A 20217-nucleotide genomic window follows, 5' to 3' on the forward strand; every position below is an offset into this window, starting at 1 on the left:
CTATGAGGCCGGCTCGACCGGCTCGCGGCCGACCAGCCGGTCGGTTTGCTGTTGCACGGCCGTCAGCGACGCCGACAGCCGTGCGCCGATTTCGGCGCGGTCGGCCTGGCCGTCGACGATCAGCGGCTCGCCGAACCGGATCGCGATCTTGGAGAACAGCCCCGGCAGCAACAGCCGGTCCCAGCTCCTGAGCAGTTTGCCGCGCTGCATGCTGACCCCGACCGGCAGGATCGGCAGGCCGGTCAGGCGCGCCAGATCGAGAATGCCGTCGTTGTTGATGTGCATCCGCGGACCGCGCGGGCCGTCCGGCGTGACGAACAGGCTGTGCCCGTCGCGCGCCAGCCGCATCATCTCGCGCGCCGCCCGCATGCCGCCCTTCGAGCTGGAGCCGACCGCGGTCTGGATTCCGAACACCGACCCGACCTTGCTGATGATCTGGCCGTCGCGATGGCCGCTGATCAGCGCGATCAGCGGCTTGCCGCGCCCACGCAGCATCGGCAGCATGATCAGCCGGCCGTGCCACATCGCCAGGATGTAGGGCTCCGGAATCGGTACCTCGGCGCGATCGAACCGCCCGGTCCACAGCACGATCTGCATATAGGCCGCGGCCGGAACCGTCGCGGCCCATTGAAAGGCGTCGGTCCTCAGGATGCGTTTGACGAAAGCAGGAGTAGCCATACCGAGGAGTGTCCGGGCAGTGATCTTTCGCGGCGGGCCGGCTGGTGTTGGCGGCTCGTGGGTTTATACCGGCCTCCGGCAGGCTGCAAACAACCCGGCTTGAAATCCCTCTAGCGGCAGTGTTGAACCGCAGCCGCGCCGCGGCGCCGACCACCACATAGACGGGACAGCATGATTATCGCCATCGACGGACCGGCCGCCTCCGGCAAAGGCACGCTCGGCAAGCGGCTGGCCGCACATTACGGCTACCGGCACCTTGATACCGGCCTGATCTACCGCGCCGTCGCCAAGGCGATGCTGGACGCCGCCGCCGACCTCGCCGACGAAGCGCGCGCAGCCGAGATCGCCCGCCGGCTCGATGTCGACACCTTCGGCGATCCGGCGCTGAAGAGCCAGGCGGTCGGCGAAGCCGCCTCGGTGGTGTCGGCGCATCCGACCGTGCGCGCCGCGCTGCTCGACTTCCAGCGCCGCTTCGCCGCCGATCCGCCCGGCGCCGTGCTCGACGGCCGCGACATCGGCACCGTGATCTGCCCGGACGCCGACGTGAAGATCTTCGTGGTCGCCAAGCCCGAGGTGCGCGCCCAGCGCCGCGCCCTGGAGGCGCAGGGCCGCGGCGAGCCGGCCGACGAGGCAGCGATCCTCGCCGATATCCTGAGGCGCGACGAGCGCGACAAGAGCCGCAGCGCAGCCCCGCTGAAGCAGGCCGAGGATGCAGTCTTGCTCGACAATTCCTATTTGGATATAGAAGGCGGCGTCCGGGCCGCCATCGAGATTGTCGAGGCCGTTCGAGCGGGCCGGCGTCGGGTTTAAGCACCAACCGACGCCGTCATTGGAGGAACGCCCGCTCCACGGTTTTCAGCGATGGTCGAACGCTTCGAGGCTCAAGCAGATTGGCTTTTTGCCTGCCGTTTCGTTCGCTGCCGGACTTGTCTCTTGGAATGACAGATTGCTGCGATCCGATCATTCGGATCAACGGCTCGACCGTGCAGGCATGCTGCCGGCCCGCTCCGCACTCCAATGCGGGGTGGTCGTCAGGTTCGCGGACCCCTGACACTGCGCGCGCGAGACGTCCCTCAACCGAACTGCCGGCGACATCCGCATCTGGAGAACAAATGGCTTCGACTGCTACTTCGTATAACCCGACCCGCGACGATTTCGCCGCGATGCTCGACGAGTCCTTCGCCGGCGGAAACCTTCAGGAAAGCTCCGTCATCAAGGGCAAGGTCGTCGCGATCGAGAAGGACATGGCCGTCATCGACGTCGGCCTGAAGACCGAAGGCCGCGTCGCCCTGCGCGAATTCGCCGGCCCGGGCCGCGACAGCGAACTCAAGGTTGGTGATACCGTCGAGGTGTTCCTCGACCGGATCGAGAATGCGCTCGGCGAAGCCGTGCTGTCGCGCGACAAGGCGCGCCGCGAAGAGAGCTGGGGCAAGCTCGAGAAGGCCTTCAACAACAACGAGAAGGTGTTCGGCGTCATCTTCAATCAGGTCAAGGGCGGCTTCACGGTCGACCTCGACGGCGCCGTGGCGTTCCTGCCGCGCTCGCAGGTCGACATCCGTCCGATCCGCGACGTCGCGCCGCTGATGAACAACTCGCAGCCGTTCCAGATCCTCAAGATGGACCGCCGCCGCGGCAACATCGTGGTGTCGCGCCGCACGGTTCTCGAAGAGACCCGCGCCGAGCAGCGCCAGGAGCTGGTGCAGAACCTCGAAGAGGGTCAGGTCATCGACGGCGTGGTCAAGAACATCACCGACTACGGTGCGTTCGTCGACCTCGGCGGCATCGACGGCCTGCTGCACGTGACCGATATCGCCTGGCGCCGGGTCAACCACCCGACCGAGGTGCTGACGATCGGCCAGACCGTCAAGGTCAAGATCATCAAGATCAACCACGAGACCCACCGCATCTCGCTCGGCATGAAGCAGCTGCTGGACGATCCGTGGCAGGGCATCGAGGCGAAGTACCCGCTCAACGCGCGCTTCACCGGACGCGTCACCAACATCACCGACTACGGCGCGTTCGTCGAGCTCGAGCCGGGCATCGAAGGCCTGATCCACGTCTCCGAGATGTCGTGGACCAAGAAGAACATGCACCCCGGCAAGATCGTTTCGACGTCGCAGGAAGTCGAGGTGCAGGTGCTCGAGGTGGATTCGGTCAAGCGCCGCATCTCGCTCGGCCTCAAGCAGACGATGCGCAACCCGTGGGAAGTGTTCGTCGAGAAGTATCCGGTCGGGTCGACCGTCGAGGGCGAGGTCAAGAACAAGACCGAATTCGGTCTGTTCCTGGGTCTCGACGGCGACGTCGACGGCATGGTGCATCTGTCCGACCTCGACTGGAAGCAGCCGGGCGAGCAGGTGATCGACAACTTCAAGAAGGGCGACATGGTCAAGGCCATCGTCCTCGATGTGGATGTCGAGAAGGAGCGCATCTCGCTCGGCGTCAAGCAGCTCGAAGGCGACCCCTTCGCCGAGCCGGGCGACGTCAAGAAGGGTGCGGTCGTGACCTGCGAAGTGCTCGACGTGAAGGAATCGGGGATCGACGTTCAGATCACCGGCACCGACTTCACCACCTTCATCAAGCGCTCGGAACTCGCGCGCGACCGCAACGATCAGCGCAGCGACCGCTTCGCCGTCGGTGAGAAGGTCGATGCCCGCGTCATCCAGTTCGACAAGAAGGCCCGCAAGGTCCAGGTGTCGATCAAGGCGCTCGAAGTGGCCGAAGAGAAGGAAGCCATCGCGCAGTACGGCTCGTCCGATTCGGGCGCGACGCTGGGCGACATCCTCGGCACCGCGCTCAAGCAGCGCGACAAGTAAGCCTCACGGCTTACCGCTCATCAACATCGGGGCTCCGGCATCGCCGGGGCCCTTTTTGTTTGTCTTGTTGATGATCGCGCGCCCCGCCAAGTCCACCGCCGTCATGACCGGCCTTTGCCGGGCATCCACGCCTTACCGACGTCATCGCACCAAGGGCGTGGATAGCCGGGACAAGCCCGGTCATGATGACGGAGAGGTCGTCCTCGATAGATCTCGACGCCAAACTCCGTCATTGCGAGGAGCGCAGCGACGAAGCAATCCAGCGCAGTGTGCGGCTCTGGATTGCTTCGCCTCGCTCGCAATGACGGCGAGAGCGCGTGCACCAAATCTTGTTTTCTTCATATTGGATTGCAATTGATGTAATCCGCTCACGGAAACTCAACGATCCGCTTTGAGAACCGTGAACAGCTATCAGGCCGGAGAACCTCCATGTCGCTCGAGTCCGATGTGATCGTCGATCGCCGCCGCATCCGTCGCAAGCTGACGTTCTGGCGCGTCGCCGCGGTGCTGGTCGCGATCGTCGCCGTAGTGGCGGTCGGTGCGGCGCTGTCGCCGGCCGGCAAGGGGGCGCTGACCAGCACGGGCTCGATCGCGCGGATCAAGATCGACGGGCTGATCCGCAGCAATTCCGAGCGCATCGAAGCGCTGGAGCGGCTGGAGAAGTCGTCGCATGCCGCCGTGATCGTGCACATCAATTCGCCGGGCGGCACCACCGCCGGTTCGGAAGAGCTCTACACCGCGCTGATGCGGCTGAAGGCGAAGAAGCCGATGGTGGTGGTGGTCGAGGGCCTCGCCGCATCGGGCGGCTACATCGCAGCGCTCGCTTCCGACCACATCATCGCGCAGCAGAGCTCGCTGGTCGGCTCGATCGGCGTGCTGTTTCAGTTTCCCAACGTTTCCGAACTGATGAAGACGGTCGGCGTCAAGGTCGAGGAAGTGAAGTCGTCGCCGCTGAAGGCCGCGCCGAACGGCTTCGAGCCGACCAGCCCCGAGGCGCGCGCCGCGCTGGAGTCGCTGGTGCGCGATTCCTACGCGTGGTTTCGCGACCTGGTGAAGAACCGCCGCGCGATGGACGATGCGCAGCTCGGCATCGTCGCCGACGGCCGCGTCTTCACCGGCCGTCAGGCCATCGGGTTGAAACTGATCGACGAACTCGGCGACGAGAAAACCGCTGTGGCGTGGCTGGAATCTGAAAAGAAGGTCAAGAGCGGCCTGCCGATCCGCGACTTCAAGCTGGCGCCGCAATTCGGCGACCTCACCTTCCTGCGCGCAGCCGCGACCATCACGCTCGATGCGCTCGGCCTCGGCGCGATCGCGCGTCAGGTCGAGCAGTCCGGCGTCGAACGTCTCGGACTCGACGGCATGCTGGCGCTGTGGGCGCCCGGCACCGCACGCTGAGCACATCCTGCTCCGTCACGCGGTATTTAGCCCCGGCAAAGGCCTCGTTCGGGCCTCGCCAACGGACCTTACCGGGCCTGGCTCATTTGATTTAGCGTCTTGACAGTTCACAGTATTTTCAAGGAAATGGCGGTCCGCACGCACGGACCACATCCTCGATGATTAAATCCGAACTCGTTCAGCGCATCGCCGAGCACAACCCGCACCTTTATCAGCGGGACGTGGAAAACATCGTCAATGCGATCCTCGACGAGATCGTCGAAGCTTTGGCGCGTGGTGATCGGGTCGAGCTGCGTGGCTTCGGCGCGTTTTCGGTCAAGCACCGGCCTGCCCGTGCCGGTCGCAACCCGCGCACTGGCGCGCACGTTCCGGTCGATCAGAAGAGCGTGCCGTTTTTCAAGACGGGCAAGGAGATGCGCGAACGTTTGAATCGCGACTCCGGGAATCCTGATACCGGCGCGTGACGCGACGCCCGTTTGCTGGGCAGGCGCGTGCTGGGCAAAACGAGCGAGAACGACATGCAGAAGTTTCTGACGGCGCTGGTGCTGATCCCGCTCGGACTGATTTTCATCGTTTTCGCGGTCGCCAACCGCCATCTCGTCACCGTGTCGTTCGATCCCCTGGAGCCGAACGATCCGATGGGCACGGTGCAGCTGCCGCTGTTCGTGCTGATCATCGGCGTCGCCATCCTCGGCGTGATCGCCGGCGGCATCGCGACCTGGTTCCGCCAATCGAAGTGGCGACGCGCCGCGCGTCGGCATCAGGCCGAGGCGATCGAGGCGAAAGCCCAGCTCGCCAATCTGCGCGCCAGCGTCATGACGCCGGCCGCCAGTGAACCGCGTCGCCTGCTGCTGGACCAGAGTTCCACGACCAGCAGGCGCGACAAGGCCGGCGCGGCGGTGTAGAACACCGGCGTCTTGCCGGCGCCCGTTGCGCGCCGGCCGAAACCTGATCGCAAACCCATGTCTGTCGTCGTCAAAATCTGCGGCCTGTCGACCTGCGACACGCTCGAAGCGGCGGTCGCGGCCGGTGCCGACATGGTCGGCTTCGTGTTCTTTCCGGCATCGCCGCGGCATGTCGGGCTGGACGTCGCGGCCGATCTCGGCAAGCAGGTCGCGGACCGCGCCGCCAAGGTGGCGCTGACGGTCGACGCCAGCGACGCGTTGATCCGCGACGTCGTCGAGATCCTGCGGCCCGACCTGTTGCAGCTCCATGGCCACGAGAGCCCGCAGCGCGTGCGCGCGTTGAAGCAGACCTTCGGCCTGCCGGTGATGAAGGCGATCCCGGTCGCGACCGCCGCCGACCTCGCGGTGCTGCCGGCCTATGCGGCCGTGGCGGATCGCATCCTGTTCGACGCCCGCCCGCCGAAGGACGCCACCCGCCCCGGCGGCCTCGGCACGCCGTTCGACTGGGAGCTGCTGCGCGATCTCGATCTCGCGCTGCCCTTCATGGTGTCGGGCGGCATCCATGCCGGCAACGTCGCCGAAGCGCTGCGCGTCACCCGTGCCGGCGGCGTCGACGTATCTTCGGGCGTCGAGCATGCGCCCGGCACCAAAGACCCCGACATGATCCGCAGCTTCATCCGCGCCGCGCGCGCCAGCGAAGAGTTGATGACCTGACATGAACCAGATCCTGCCCAACTCGTTTCGATCCGGACCCGACGAACGCGGTCACTTCGGCCTGTTCGGCGGGCGTTTCGTCGCCGAAACGCTGATGCCGCTGATCCTCGATCTGGAGAAGGCCTACGCCGAAGCCAAGGACGATCCGCAATTCCGCGCCGAGATGGACGGCCATCTCAAGCACTACGTCGGCCGGCCCTCGCCGCTGTACTACGCGGAGCGGCTGACCGAGCATTTCGGCGGCGCCAAGATCTACTTCAAGCGCGAAGACCTCAACCACACCGGCGCCCACAAGGTGAACAACGTGCTCGGCCAGATCATGCTGGCCAAGCGCATGGGCAAGCCGCGCATCATCGCCGAGACCGGCGCCGGCATGCACGGCGTCGCCACCGCCACGATGTGCGCGAAGTTCGGCCTGCAATGCGTGGTCTATATGGGCGCCGTCGACGTCAGCCGGCAGGAACCGAACGTGCTGCGCATGAAGGCGCTCGGCGCCGAAGTGCGCCCCGTCACCTCCGGCGCCAACACGCTGAAGGACGCGATGAACGAGGCGCTGCGCGACTGGGTCACCAATGTGCACGACACCTTCTACTGCATCGGCACCGTCGCCGGCCCGCATCCCTATCCGATGATGGTGCGCGACTTCCAGGCGGTGATCGGCCAGGAAGTGCGCGAGCAGATCCTGGAGCTCGAAGGCCGGCTGCCCGACTCGTTGATCGCCTGCATCGGCGGCGGCTCCAACGCGATGGGGCTGTTTCATCCCTTCCTCGACGACGCCGGCGTGACGATCTACGGCGTCGAAGCCGCGGGCCATGGCCTCGACAAGCTGCACGCCGCGTCGATCGCCGGCGGCAAGCCCGGCGTGCTGCATGGTAATCGCACCTATCTGCTGATGGACGATGACGGCCAGATCCAGGAAGCGCATTCGATCTCGGCCGGCCTCGACTATCCGGGTATCGGCCCCGAGCACGCCTGGCTGCACGATGTCGGCCGCGTCAACTTTCTGTCGGCGACCGACACCGAAGCGCTCGAGGCGTTCAAGCTGTGCTGCCGGCTCGAAGGCATCATACCGGCGCTGGAGCCGAGCCACGCGCTCGCCAAGGTCGCCGACCTCGCGCCGATCCTGCCGAAGGATCACGTCATGGTGCTGAACATGTCGGGCCGCGGTGACAAGGACCTCGCCTCGGTCGCCGAACATCTCGGGGGCAAGTTCTGATGACCACGCGTATCGACACCCGTTTCGCCGAGCTGAAGCGGCAGGGCCGCAAGGCGCTCGTCACCTTCGTGATGGCGGGTGATCCCGACCTAGACACCTGCCTGCAGGTGCTGAAGTCGCTGCCGGCGGCCGGCTCCGACATCATCGAGATCGGCATGCCGTTCACCGACCCGATGGCCGACGGCCCGGCGATCCAGGCGGCGGGGCTGCGCGCGCTGCACGGCGGCACCACGCTGAAAAAGACGCTCGGTCTGGTCCGCGACTTCCGCCAGGGCGACGCCACCACGCCGATCGTGCTGATGGGCTACTACAACCCGATCTACATCTACGGCGTCGACAAGTTTCTGGTCGACGCCAAGGCGGCCGGCGTCGACGGGCTCATTGTGGTTGATCTGCCGCCCGAGGAAGACGAAGAGCTGTGCCTGCCGGCCATGAAGGCCGGGCTCAACTTCATCCGCCTCGCCACCCCGACCACCGACGAAAAGCGGTTGCCGGCGGTGCTCGCCAACACCTCGGGCTTCGTCTATTACGTGTCGATCACCGGCATCACCGGCTCGGCCTCGGCCGATACGGCCGCGGTCGCGGACGCGGTGGCCCGGATCAAGCGTCACACCGACCTGCCGGTCTGCGTCGGCTTCGGCATCCGCACCCCGGAGGCCGCCGGCGCGATCGCCGCCCAGGCCGACGGCGCGGTGGTCGGCACGGCGCTGATCGACGCGCTCAAGGCCAGCCTCGACGCCGACAAACGCGCCACCGAGGGCAGTGTGGGTGCGGTGGCGGATCTGGTCGCCTCGCTCGCCGCCGGCGTCCGCGGCGCCAAACAAGCCGCCGAATAGCGGCCAAACCAACGCCCGATATGGTCTGGACGGACAGGGTCCGCGCCGCCATATCCTGACAAGGCCATCAACCAGCGGCGCCGTACGAGGCGACGCGCGGAGTCCCTGATGAACTGGTTGACCAACGTCGTCCGTCCGAAGATCCGCAACATGCTGCGGCGGGAAACGCCGGAGAATTTGTGGATCAAATGTCCGGATACCGGGCAGCTCGTGTTCTACAAGGACGTCGAGCAGAACCAGTTCGTGATTCCGGGCTCGAACTATCACATGCGGATGGGCGCGCTCGCCCGGCTGCGCTCGATCTTCGACAACGAGACCTGGTACGACGTCGCGCTGCCCGAGGTGGTGGCCGACCCGCTGAAATTCCGCGACGAGCGCAAATACGCCGACCGTATCAAGGACGCCCGCACAAAGACCGGCGCGCAGGATGCCGTGAAGGTCGGCTTCGGCAAGCTCGAGGGCAACGGCGTCGTGGTCGCCGTGCAGGACTTCGACTTCATGGGCGGCTCGCTCGGCATGGCGGCCGGCGAGGCGATCATCCGCGGGCTCGAACTCGCGGTCGAGAAGCACTCCCCCTTCATCATGTTCGCGGCTTCCGGCGGCGCCCGGATGCAGGAAGGCATCCTGTCGCTGATGCAGATGCCGCGCACCACCGTCGCGGTGCAGATGCTGCGCGAGGCCAAGCTGCCCTACATCGTAGTGCTGACCAACCCGACCACCGGCGGCGTCACCGCCTCCTACGCGATGCTCGGCGACATCCAGCTCGCCGAACCGGGCGCGCTGATCGGCTTCGCCGGCGCCCGCGTGATCGAGCAGACCATCCGCGAGAAGCTGCCGGACGGCTTCCAGCGCGCCGAATATCTGCGCGACCACGGCATGGTCGACATGGTGGTGCATCGCCACGATCTGCGCCCGACGCTGGCGCGGCTGTGCCGCATCCTGACCAAGACGCCGCTGCCCGCGACCGAAGCCCCGGCAATCGCCGCCGAAGCCGCTCCGCCGGCGGAACCCGTCGCTGCGGCCGAGATCGTGGCGACCGCGCCCGAGGCGACGCCCCCGGCTGCGCCGCAGGCGTGAGCGCAGCCACCGACCCGCAGCCGTCTGGTTCGGTCGGCGAATTGCGCGCGCGCCTCGCGAAACTGCATCCGGCGCGCATCGACCTGACGCTCGGCCGCGTCGAGCGGCTGCTGGCCGCGCTGGACCATCCGGAACGCAAACTGCCGCCGGTGATCCACATCGCCGGCACCAACGGCAAGGGCTCCACCCTCGCCTTCCTGCGCGCCATCCTCGAAGCCGCCGGGCTCGCTGTTCACGCCTACACCTCGCCGCATCTGGTGCGCGTCAACGAGACCATCCGGCTCGGCCGGCCGGGCGGCGGCGTGCTGGTGAGCGACGAGGCACTGGCTGAAGCGCTGGCCCATTGCGAGCGCGTCAACGACGGCGCGCCGATCACGCTGTTCGAGATCGAAACCGTCGCGGCATTCTGGCTATTCGCGCAGCATCCGGCGGATGTGCTGCTGCTCGAAGTCGGGCTCGGCGGCCGGCTCGACGCCACCAATGTGATCGAACAGCCGCTCGCGACCGTGCTGACGCCGATCGGCATCGACCACACCGAATTTCTCGGGCCCACGCTCGCCGACATCGCTGCAGAGAAAGCCGGCATCCTGCGCCGCGGCGCGCCGGCGATCGTCGCCGAGCAGGACGATGCGGCGATGGCGGTGATCGAGCGCGAAGCGAAGCGCCAGCGCGCGCCGCTGTTCGCCTGCGGCCAGCAATGGCACGTGCAGATCGAACACGGCCGGCTCGCCTATCAGGACGAACGCGGCCTCATGGACCTCACTGCACCAAAGCTGTTCGGGCGGCACCAGATCGACAATGCGGGCCTCGCCATCGCGACGCTGCGGGCGCAGTCGCGCTTCAGCATCGACCAGGCCGCTTATCAGGCGGGACTCCTCAGCGCCGAATGGCCGGCGCGGATGCAGCGGCTGACGACCGGCAAACTCCTCGACGACGCGCCGCAGGGCTGCGAGCTGTGGCTCGACGGCGGACACAATGCCGACGGCGGCCGCGTCGCCGCCGCGGCGCTCGGCGATCTCGAAGAGCGGGTGTCGCGGCCGCTGGTGCTGATCGCCGGCATGATGGCCAACAAGGACGCGGCCGCGTTCCTCACCAACTTCACCGGGCTGACGCGTCACCTGATCGTCGTGCCGATCTCGGATCGCGACGGCGCGATGCCGCCCGAGCGCCTCGCCGACGCCGGCCGCACGCTCGGCCTGCGCGTCGAACTCGCCGACGACGTTCCGGCCGCGCTGCGGCGCATCGCGTCGCTTGCCTACGAACTGCCGCCGCGTATTCTGATCACCGGCTCGCTGTATCTCGCCGGCCACGTGCTGAGCCTCAACGGCACGCCGCCGAGCTAACAAAACAATCAACAAGGACCGCCATGCGGATCGCCGCCATCGCCGACATGCACAGCAACTACGCGGCGCTGGACGCGGTGCTGGCGGATATCCGGGCCCAAGGCGCCGACCGCATCGTCTGCCTTGGCGACATGGCGAGCGGCCCGCTCGACGCCCGGCGCACGCTCGACATGCTGATGGCGCTCGACGCTGACTTCATGCTCGGAAATCACGACCGCTACCTGTTGGACCGCCCACGCGAACAGATGGGCGCCTGGGACAAGATCGCGTTCGATCAGCTGGATCCGTCGCATCTCGACTGGCTGCGTACCCTGCCGGCGACACGCGTGCTGAACGACGACGTCTTTCTCTGCCACGCGACGCCGGGCAATGACGAAACCTACTGGCTCGAAACCGTCAATCCGGACGGCGCGATCCGGATGTCGGATCTTGCGGCGATCGAGGCGCACGCCGAAGGGCTGACGCAATCGCTGATCCTGTGCGCCCACACCCATATTCCGCGCGCGGTGCGGCTGAGCGACGGCCGGCTGATCGTCAACCCCGGCAGCGCCGGCTGCCCGGGCTATCGCGACCGCACGCCCTACCCGCATCGCATGCAGACCGGCACGCCCGACGCGAGCTACGCGATCATCGACCGCGGCGTCGACGGCTGGAGCGTCACGTTTCGCCTGATCCCCTACGACCACGCCGCGATGGCAGCACTGGCGCGGCAGAACGGCATGGCGGCCTATGCCGACACGCTGGCGACCGGATGGGTCAAGCCAGCAGCTTGAGCGGATCGATGTGCGTCTGCGCGAGCTGATCCATCGTGCATTGCTTCGGCGCCTTGTCGGGCCGCCAGCGAAGCAGGCTGGTGCCGTGGCGAAAACGTTCGCCGCTGAAGTGATCGTAGCAGACTTCGACCACCAGCTTCGGCGCGAGCTTCTGCCACTGCGACGAGCGCTCGGTCGACCAGCGGCTCGGCCCGCCGGGCGCATTGCCGGTGAAGCCTTCGCCCGGCAGCTTTTCCAACTTATCGGTGAGCCCCGGCTTTTCGGCACGCTTCAGCGCCGACGTGAAGCCGACGTGATGCAGCAGGCCGGCCTCGTCGTAGAGTCCGAGCAGCAGCGAGCCGACCACCTTGCGGCCGTCCAGCGTCGCGCTGGCATAGCGGAAGCCGCCGACGACGCAGTCGGCGCTGCGGAATTTCTTGATTTTCTGCATGCCGTCGCGATTGCCGGACTGATACGCAAGATCGCGGCGCTTGGCGATGACGCCGTCGGAGCCGCCGCCGGCCTGCGCCAGCCACTTCGCCGCCTGCTTGTCGCTGGTGGTGACCGGCGACAGACGAAACGTCGGATGCCCCTTGAACTGCGCCTTGGCGAAAGCTTCCAGCGCTTTGCGCCGCTCCGACAAAGGCTGCCCGCCCAGCGCGTCGTCGCGCGGGTTCGCCAACAGATCGAACACCAGCAGCAGCGACGGCGTTTCGACGGAGAGTTTGTTGACGCGGCTCGCGGCCGGGTGAAGTCGTTGCAGCAAAGCGTCGAACGAAAACGTCCGCCCCTGCGGCACCACGATCTCGCCATCGAGTACGAAACGCTCGGCCTTCAGCTCGCGCGCCGCCGCAACTAACTCGGGGAAGTAGCGGGTGAGGTCTTCGCCGGATTTCGACCACAGCACCACGCCGTCGCCGCTGCGCACCATCAGGCAACGGAAGCCGTCCCATTTCGGCTCGTACTGCCAGTCCGGCCCAAGCGGAATCGCATCAACCGACCGCGCCTCCATCGGCGCAAGCGGCGCGGAGGATTTGGGCTTGGATGATTTCGTCCGACCGCGCATGGCGGCGCTCAAGGGAAGAGGCCGCCAGCGCTGTGCGCGTGTCGCCCCCACCCCAACCCTCCCCCGCAAGAGCGGGAGAGGGAGCTCGCCGCGCGCGGGGACAGGTGATGAGAATGTCGAGAGGCCGTTGACCGAGCAATGAGAGGCAAGGCCTCACGCCGGGCACGGCCGGTCCCCTCTCCCGCTTGCGGGAGAGGGTTAGGGTGAGGGCGACGCGGGCACGGCGTGCGTGCGCAAGTAACTCGGCTCCAAGCCATCGTCATAGCGCGCACCACCCGTCCCAAACGCAAAAACGGCCGGCGTGAGCCGGCCGTTGCAAACGTTCGTCAGGCGCGCTGGTTCAGACCGCCGAGCTGATCCACTGCTGCAGCTTGGCTTTCGGCGCGGCGCCGACCTGGCGGGAGGCCATTTCGCCGCCCTTGAAGATCATCAGCGTCGGGATCGACATCACGCCGTACTTCGAGGCGGTGACCGGGCTCTCGTCGACGTTGAGCTTCACGATCTTCACCTTGTCGCCCATCGCGCCGGAAATCTCGTCCAGCGCCGGCGCGATCATGCGGCACGGCCCGCACCACTCGGCCCAGAAGTCCACCACCACAGGGCCCTGCGCCTTGAGAACTTCAGCTTCGAAATCGGAGTCAGACACCTTGCCTACGGCCATGGGATACCTCGTGGGGGAGCGGATAAGGGCGGTAAGGGAATCGCGCCCGGATGATGAGGTGAACGTATGAATGCGCCGGGGCGGGGTCAAGCACGCTCACGCGGCCGTCAACCGGGTCAGCTCCGCGTCCAGCGCAGGAGCCGAAAGCTCCATGATGTCAGGGACTTCCGTCCATAGCAGGGCGGCCCGGACGATTCGCTGGGGATAGAGTTTGGCCAGCACGGCCCGGTACAGCGCCAGCTGGCGCAGATAGGCGGGCGGGACGTCCGCCAGGTTGCGCGGCGGCGCGTGGTTGGTCTTGAAATCGACGATCAGGACGTTGGTCGGCGTTACCACCAGCCGGTCGATCTGGCCGGAGACCAGCACCGGCTCGCCGTGCCGCAGCAGCCGGCCGACGATCGGCACCTCGGCGCGGCTGCCGGGGGCGAACACCGCGGCGAAGCGCGGATCGCCGATCACCTCCAGCACCCGCGCGGCCAGCGCGTCGCGCGCGCCGGCGTCCCAATCGGTCGCGTTGCGGGCGAGGAAACGCGCGGCGGCGCCCGAGCGCGCCTCCGTCGGAAGATCCGGCAGCGATTGCAACAGCCGGTGCACAAGCGTGCCGCGCTGCAGGGCGCGGGCGCGCTGCTCGGGAGATTCGCCGCGGCGCAGGCGGCGCGCATCAACGTCATCGGCATCGGACGGCCGCAGCAGCGGCTCGGGCTCGCGCCGCGCCGGCACGGCCGTGCGCAGCCAGCCTGGTAGGGAGAGCGGCTCCGCCTCTTCCTTCGCCTCTCCAGGCGCGGCCGTTTCGACGACATCGTCCTCGGGGCGGCAATAGCGCTTCACTGCGCCGTCCGGCGGCGGCACGGTGCGCATCATCAGGCCGGAATTCTCCAGCCCCTTGCTGATCAGATCGTACCAGGACAGCGCGCGGACATCGTTGCGGTTGCCCGGCATGCAGCCGCCGACGATCAGCCGGTCCGCCGCGCGGGTCATCGCCACATAGAGCAGCCGCCGATACTCGTCCTCGGTCTCGGCGATCATCGCGGCGCGGGCCTGTTCGACGACGCGCGGATCATTCGCCTTGCGGCCGGCCCACACCATCGCGGACGGCGCGCCGGGCTGCGCATTGCCGCCCGGCAGCCGGATCAGATTGAGCCGCTGGGTATCGGCCGGCGACGACGTGGTATCGACCAGGAACACCACCGGCGCTTCGAGCCCCTTGGCGCCGTGCACGGTCATCACCCGGACTTCGTCGCGCGAGATTTCCATGTCGCGCTTGATCTCAGTATCGGCCGCGCGCAGCCAGGCCATGAAGCCCTGCAGCGACGGCGCCTGCTTCTGCTCGTAGGCGAGCGCCAGTTCGAGAAATTCGTCGAGCGCGTCGTTGGCCTCCGGGCCGAGCCGACGCAGGATGCGGGCGCGGCCGCTGTCGCGCGCGCCGTCGCCGCCAAGCAGCCACGCGTAGAAGCCGAACGGCGTGTCGGCGAGCGCCCGCTCGGCGCAGGCATCGAGGCGTTGCAGCGCCGTCGTGAGCTTGGCATCACCCGCCGCCTTGTCGCGCAGCGCGGCGCGCAGCGAGCCCTTGCGGCGCCAGGCCAGCCGGAACAGATCGTCGTCGTCGAGGCCGAACAGCGGGCTCTTCAGCGCCACCGCCAGCGCGAGATCGTCCTGCGGCAGCAGCAGCGCGTCGGCAAGGTTCATCAGATCGATGATGGCGATGTGCTCGGTCAGCTTCAGCCGGTCGGCGCCGGCGACCGGAATGCCGCCGCGCTTCAACGCCTGGATCACCGCATCGAACGCCGAGCCGCGCCGGCGCACGAGGATCAGCACGTCGCCGTAGCTGAGCCGGCGACGCGCGCCGACCGGACCGGTCATCGTGCCGTCGGCGATCAGCGCGGCAATCTCGGCCCGCACCTTGTCGGCGAGCCGTACTTCCGGGCTGGTCTCCGACACCGCATCGAACGGCGCGCGCCAACCTTCCATCGACTGCTTCTCGTCGGGCACTTCCAGCGGCCACAGATCGATCAGGCTGGGACCGGCATCGTTGAGCGCCTGATGCAGCGGATAGCTCGTATCGGCGTGGATGCTGCGATAAATGTCGGGATCGCGGAACACGTGATCGACCGAGTGCAGGATCGTGGCGCCGGAGCGGAACGAGTAGTTGAAGCTGACCTTCTCGAACGTCAGCCCGGCGCCGTGGAAGCGCCGCTGCAACAGGTCGCGGCGCTCGGCGAACTCCTTCGGCACCGCGCCCTGGAATGAAAAGATCGACTGCTTCTCGTCGCCGACCGCGAACACCGTCCGCTTGATGCCGTCGCGCGCGCCCTCGCCGGCCGTGAACTCCGCGATCAGATGCGCGACGATGTCCCATTGCTTCGGGCTGGTGTCCTGCGCCTCGTCGATCAGCACGTGATCGACACCGCGGTCGAGCTTGAAATGCACCCAGCTCGACGCGCCGCTGTCGAGCATCGCCAGCGTCTTGTCGATCAGGTCGTCATAGTCGAGCAGCCCGCGCTCCTGCTTCTCCCGCGCGATGCGGCCGGCGACGTCGGCGGCGATCACCAGCAGTGCCCGCGTGCGTTCGCGCATCAGCAGCGCACGGCGGCGCTCCAGCAGGCCTTCGAGCCGCTCGCCCTCGCGCTTCAGATCCTCGGCGAAGCCGGGCAACGGGTCGGCGATCTTCTTGGTCGCGAAGCTTTTGCGCAGCTTGGCTTCCTTGGTGAAGAACAGCTCGAGATACTTTTCGAGCTGCGCCGTATCGGTCGCGGCCAGCGCGTCGCGCAGCCGCTGCGCCTGATCCTGATCCGTCTTGCTGCCGCCGTCGAACACGGCGGCGCTGTCTGCCCAGCGCGCGCGCGGCAGATACGGGCCATCGACGATGTCGCAGTCGACATCGGCGCAACTATCCTCCGGTGCGACGCCAAGCGTCGCTGACAGCTGCGCCATCGCGCCATCGACGCCGCCGGCCTGCGCGATCCAGCCGAGGAAGCGGTCGCGGCTCATGCAGGCTTCCTGCACCACTTCGCGGAAGGTGATATCGGCCGCGCTCGTCATCGCCAGCGACAGCGCCTTGCCGGCCGCGCTGTCGGGCGCCGCCGCGGCCTGCAGCAGCACCGCGAGGCTGGCGCGCTGCATCAGCTCGGCCTGATCGCGATCGTCCAGCACGGTGAAGCGCGCCGGCACATTGGCCTCGAACGGAAACTGCTGCAGCAGCCGCGTGCACAGCGCGTGGATGGTCTGCACCTTCAGGCCGCCCGGCGTCTCCAGCGCGCAGGCGAATAGTTTTCGCGCCTGCGCCAGCAGCGAGGGGCCGACCGACTTGATACCGGTCTGGCGAATGGCGTCGGCGAGTTGAGTATCGTCCAGCGTCACCCAGCGGCCCAGCGTGGTGAACACCCGCTCCGCCATGTTGGCGGCCGCCGCCTTGGTGAAGGTGATGCACAGGATGCGCTCCGGCGGCACGCCGTCGAGCAGCAGCCGGATCACGCGCTGGACCAGCACATGCGTCTTGCCGGAGCCGGCATTCGCCGAGACGAACACCGACGCGCTCGGATCGGAGGCGAGGATCTGTCGCTCGCGCGCCTGATCGGGAATCGTGCGCGGACCGCTCATGCGCCCTCTCCCGTGCCGCCGGTCGCCGACCATTCCTTGATCCGCGCCAGATCGTCGTAGCGACCGTAGCGCTGCGCCCACATCGACAGCACCAGCGCGTGATACGGCTGCGCCTCGTCGTCGAAACGGCGGATCAGCCCGGTGAGCTTGGCGAGCGCCTCGGCCGCGGCGTCGTCCGGCTCCTGCGGCTCGTCCTTGCGCTCGATCTTGAGCTCGAGCACGCGCTCGTCGCCCGGCGGCGAGTTGCCACTGAGCTTGACGTAAGTGAGTTCGGCGACCGACGCGCCGGCGTCAATGCCGTCGAAGCCGCCGGCGCGCAGGATTGCGGCTTCCAGCGTCAGCTGCGGCGACAGGCCCATGCGCACCTGCTTGCCGGTCGGCGGGTTGCCGGTCTTGTAGTCGAGGATCGCGTAGTTGCCGTCGGCGCGGTGCTCGATGCGGTCGGCGCGCGCCGAGAGGACGAAGTTGCGACCGCCGTCGAGCGGGATCGACAGCGCGCCGCTGCGCTCGGCGATGACATGGCGCAGATGCGGCCGGCGGTCCTGCTCCCAATTGGTGAACCAGCCGGCAATGCGCAGGAAGCGCGGCCACCACAGCGCGCGCGCCTCGGGATGATCCATCAGCGGCGCGAAGTGCCTGGCGCCGATCGCGCGCAGCACCTGCGCCGGATCGTCCGGCAGTTCGCCCGCGAAGCGCTCGGTGAATTCGCCCAGCGCTTCGTGGATCGCCGAGCCGCGATCGGCCGCCGACAGCGGCATATCGACCGGATCGAGCGGCGACAGGCCGAGAATGTATTTGGCGTAGATCGTATACGGATCGCGCAGCCAGTCCTCGATCGCGGTGACCGACAGCTTCAGCGGCCGCGCCTCGCGCGGCGGCTTCGGCGCCGGCTGCGCGATCGGCTTGACCTCGGCGGGGCGATCGAGCGCCTGCGCGTAGTTCAGATAACTCTCGCCGCGCTGCTTCAGTGTGCTCCAGCGCGCCTTGCCGGCAACCGCTTCGAGCCGGTGCAGAAATCGCGACACCACCGCCGGCGCACCGCCGACCTTGTTGGCGTGGGTGAGGATCACTTCGTCGGCGCCGAGTAGCTGCGCGAAGTCGTGCGCCGACAGGCCGATGCGGCGCTCGGGCAGGTCGAGGCCGAGTTCGTGGCGCATCGGCCGCGACAGCCACGGATCGATCCGCGGCGCCGGCGGCCACACGCCTTCGACCAGGCCGCCGAGAATGACGCGGTCGTGCTGCGTCAGACGCGCTTCGAGCGGGCCGTAGATCCGCAGCGCCGCTTCGGCGAGTTCGGGTCGGCGCACCGTGATGTCGCCGAACGCGGTCTCGAACACGTCCGGATAGTCGTGCGGCGGCACCGGCACGCCGGCGCTCGGTTCGACTTCCGCAAGATCATCGAATGCGCGCAGCAGCGCCGGGCCCTGCTGACCTTCGAATGCGACGGCGATGCCGTCCACGTCGCTCGACAGCGTGGTGAGCACCTCGCGATGACGCTGGCCGAACGCGCACAGATCGATCGGATCGGCGCCGACGCTCTCCAGCGGCAGCAACGCAGTTCGTAGCTCGATGATCAGCGCCTGCGCGGCATCGAGCGATTCCTCGCCGAGCCGGCAGCGCGGCTCGGACGGATGCAGCGCGCTCAGTTCGCCGCGCTTCAGCTTGGTGAGTTCGGCGCGGAATGTCGCATAGTCGCGCGCCAACCCCTCGCAACCCGGTGACGGCCGGGTGCCGCGCAGCAACGCCAGCTCCAGCGTCTCGATCGCATGCCGCCAGCCGTGGGCGGCGCGGCCGAGCCGCAGCAGCGGGTGCTTCAGCAGCGCCAGCAGCGTCGGCGGCTCGCAGCCGTGCAGCGCGGCCTCGGCAGCGAGCCGCGCGAAAATGCCGGCCTGGGTGTCCATCAGCGAGTCGCCGCCGGAATCGTCGACCGGCAGATTCCAGCGCCCGAGCGCGGCGACGACACGGCGCGCCAGCGCGCGATCCGGGGTCACCAAAGCGGCGGAGCGGCCGAGTTCGGTCGCCTCGCGCAGCGCGACCGCGATCGCCAGCGCCTCGATCTCGGAATTCGGCGCCTCGATCAGCGTGAGGTTGTCGGTGCCGGCTTCGATCAGCTGCTCGACCTGCGGATCGGCGAGCCGGTCGTGCCACGCCGCGGTCGCCGACGACGGCCGCATCGCCTCGGAGGCGAGCACTTCGCGGCCCGGCCGCGCGCTCACGCCGAGCCGCCGCACGTCGCGGCGCTGCAGACCCATGCGCGTCAGCAGGCCGTGCATGGCGAATTGCGGATGGTTGGGCGACGGCGGCGAAAGCTGCTTGCCCTGCCTGTCGCGCGTGCCGCCGATCAGATCCCAGGCCGCGTCGTCGAGCTCAGTGTCGAGCCCCGGCAGCACCACGGCGCCGTGCGGCAGCCCGGCGATCGCATGCAGCAGCCGCGCGGTCGCCGGCATCGAGCCGGTCGAGCCTGCGGCGATCACCGGCCCGTCGCGATGCGCCGCGAGGCGGCGGGTCTCGGCCTCGATCAACAGGTCGCGCCGTGCTGCCGGCTCGATCCGGTCGCTCTCGCGCAGATGCTGCGGCCACCACTGCCCGGCGATCTTGAGGAAGTCGAGCGTCAGCTTCCAGTAGCGATCGAATGCGTCCGGCACCAAGGTGTCGAGCGCGGCCCAGTCGACGTCGCGCGTCGCCATGTCGTCGATCAGCCGCGCCAGATCGTCGGCCAGCGCCAATGTAGAAGCAGGACCGCCGACGACGAGCGGCGCCTGATGCGGATCCTGCGGTCGAAGATTCTTCGCCCAGACGGCGATCAGTTGCGACAGCAGCAGCCGGCGCGGCAGCCCGTCGAGCGCGGGCGGTATCTCGAGATCGGCAACGCCTTCGGCCGCCTGGACGAAGGCCAGCTCGTCCTCGTCGATGCCACCGAGCGCGACGATGCGCGGCAGCAGAACCGCATCGGTGCCGAGCACGTCGAGGAAAATGTCGCGCGCCAAGCGGCCGGCGCGGCGGGTCGGCAGATACAGCGTCGCCTCGGCCAGTCGCTCGGGCTTCGTCCGGGCCTCAAAGCCCTCGATCAGATCGCCATCGACCAGCGCGGCGATCGTCGTGCGCAGAAACGGCGCTGAAGGCGGAACACTGAAAACGCGCATGGACACCCTGATTCGCCG

Annotated in this window: 16 protein-coding genes; 11 read left to right on the forward strand and 5 right to left on the reverse strand. The window is 67.8% G+C overall.

What is annotated here, in order from left to right:
* Positions 1-678 carry a lysophospholipid acyltransferase family protein gene (locus ACFFJ6_RS07295; protein ID WP_378385975.1) on the reverse strand — a complete coding sequence of 226 codons (678 nt, stop codon included), beginning with the start codon at positions 676-678 and terminating at the stop codon, positions 1-3.
* Positions 679-849: 171 nt separating this feature from the next.
* On the opposite strand from ACFFJ6_RS07295, the gene cmk reads away from it, so the two are divergent.
* The 11 genes from cmk (at position 850) to ACFFJ6_RS07350 (ending at position 11753) form a co-directional block, all read left to right on the forward strand.
* Positions 850-1488 (forward strand): (d)CMP kinase, encoded by a 639-nt coding sequence (cmk, locus tag ACFFJ6_RS07300; RefSeq protein ID WP_378385977.1) that lies wholly within the window; start codon positions 850-852, stop codon positions 1486-1488.
* A gap of 302 nt (positions 1489-1790) precedes the next feature.
* A complete protein-coding gene (gene rpsA / locus ACFFJ6_RS07305) occupies positions 1791-3491 on the forward strand; it encodes a 30S ribosomal protein S1 (RefSeq protein WP_378385979.1) in 1701 nt (566 codons plus the stop codon).
* A 429-nt stretch (positions 3492-3920) separates the two neighbouring features.
* The gene (gene sppA / locus ACFFJ6_RS07310; RefSeq protein WP_378385981.1) at positions 3921-4889 is read left to right on the forward strand and encodes a signal peptide peptidase SppA; all 969 of its coding nucleotides are present in this window, start codon (positions 3921-3923) and stop codon (positions 4887-4889) included.
* 158 nt (positions 4890-5047) lie between these two features.
* Positions 5048-5353, forward strand: a complete 306-nt coding sequence (locus tag ACFFJ6_RS07315; RefSeq protein ID WP_378385983.1) for an integration host factor subunit beta — start codon at positions 5048-5050, stop codon at positions 5351-5353.
* A 54-nt stretch (positions 5354-5407) separates the two neighbouring features.
* Positions 5408-5794 (forward strand): LapA family protein, encoded by a 387-nt coding sequence (locus tag ACFFJ6_RS07320; RefSeq protein WP_378385985.1) that lies wholly within the window; start codon positions 5408-5410, stop codon positions 5792-5794.
* A 57-nt stretch (positions 5795-5851) separates the two neighbouring features.
* Positions 5852-6508: a phosphoribosylanthranilate isomerase gene (locus tag ACFFJ6_RS07325; protein WP_378385987.1), complete on the forward strand. Its 657-nt coding sequence runs from the start codon at positions 5852-5854 to the stop codon at positions 6506-6508.
* Position 6509: 1 nt separating this feature from the next.
* Positions 6510-7724 (forward strand): tryptophan synthase subunit beta, encoded by a 1215-nt coding sequence (trpB, locus tag ACFFJ6_RS07330; RefSeq protein ID WP_378385989.1) that lies wholly within the window; start codon positions 6510-6512, stop codon positions 7722-7724.
* On the forward strand, positions 7724-8560 hold the full coding sequence (gene trpA / locus ACFFJ6_RS07335; RefSeq protein WP_378385991.1) for a tryptophan synthase subunit alpha: 837 nt from the start codon (positions 7724-7726) through the stop codon (positions 8558-8560). The genes trpB and trpA overlap by 1 nt, the downstream gene beginning before the upstream one ends.
* A gap of 108 nt (positions 8561-8668) precedes the next feature.
* On the forward strand, positions 8669-9637 hold the full coding sequence (gene accD, locus ACFFJ6_RS07340; protein ID WP_378385993.1) for an acetyl-CoA carboxylase, carboxyltransferase subunit beta: 969 nt from the start codon (positions 8669-8671) through the stop codon (positions 9635-9637).
* Complete coding sequence (locus ACFFJ6_RS07345; RefSeq protein WP_378385995.1) at positions 9634-10980, forward strand: bifunctional folylpolyglutamate synthase/dihydrofolate synthase; 1347 nt, start codon at positions 9634-9636, stop codon at positions 10978-10980. The genes accD and ACFFJ6_RS07345 overlap by 4 nt, the downstream gene beginning before the upstream one ends.
* A gap of 23 nt (positions 10981-11003) precedes the next feature.
* The gene (locus ACFFJ6_RS07350; protein WP_378385997.1) at positions 11004-11753 is read left to right on the forward strand and encodes a metallophosphoesterase family protein; all 750 of its coding nucleotides are present in this window, start codon (positions 11004-11006) and stop codon (positions 11751-11753) included.
* Here ACFFJ6_RS07350 and ACFFJ6_RS07355 read toward each other — a convergent pair.
* The 4 genes from ACFFJ6_RS07355 to addB form a co-directional block, all read right to left on the reverse strand.
* Positions 11737-12798, reverse strand: coding sequence for an ATP-dependent DNA ligase (locus ACFFJ6_RS07355; protein WP_446694749.1), 1062 nt, complete (start codon positions 12796-12798; stop codon positions 11737-11739). The genes ACFFJ6_RS07350 and ACFFJ6_RS07355 overlap by 17 nt on opposite strands.
* A gap of 340 nt (positions 12799-13138) precedes the next feature.
* A complete protein-coding gene (trxA, locus tag ACFFJ6_RS07360; RefSeq protein ID WP_054163299.1) occupies positions 13139-13459 on the reverse strand; it encodes a thioredoxin in 321 nt (106 codons plus the stop codon).
* A gap of 96 nt (positions 13460-13555) precedes the next feature.
* A complete protein-coding gene (gene addA / locus ACFFJ6_RS07365; RefSeq protein WP_378386000.1) occupies positions 13556-17056 on the reverse strand; it encodes a double-strand break repair helicase AddA in 3501 nt (1166 codons plus the stop codon).
* Positions 17053-20199, reverse strand: coding sequence for a double-strand break repair protein AddB (gene addB / locus ACFFJ6_RS07370; protein ID WP_378386002.1), 3147 nt, complete (start codon positions 20197-20199; stop codon positions 17053-17055). The genes addA and addB overlap by 4 nt, the downstream gene beginning before the upstream one ends.
* Positions 20200-20217 lie beyond the last annotated feature (18 nt).

It is taken from the genome of Rhodopseudomonas telluris (assembly GCF_042432815.1).
Classification (GTDB): domain Bacteria; phylum Pseudomonadota; class Alphaproteobacteria; order Rhizobiales; family Xanthobacteraceae; genus Rhodopseudomonas; species Rhodopseudomonas telluris.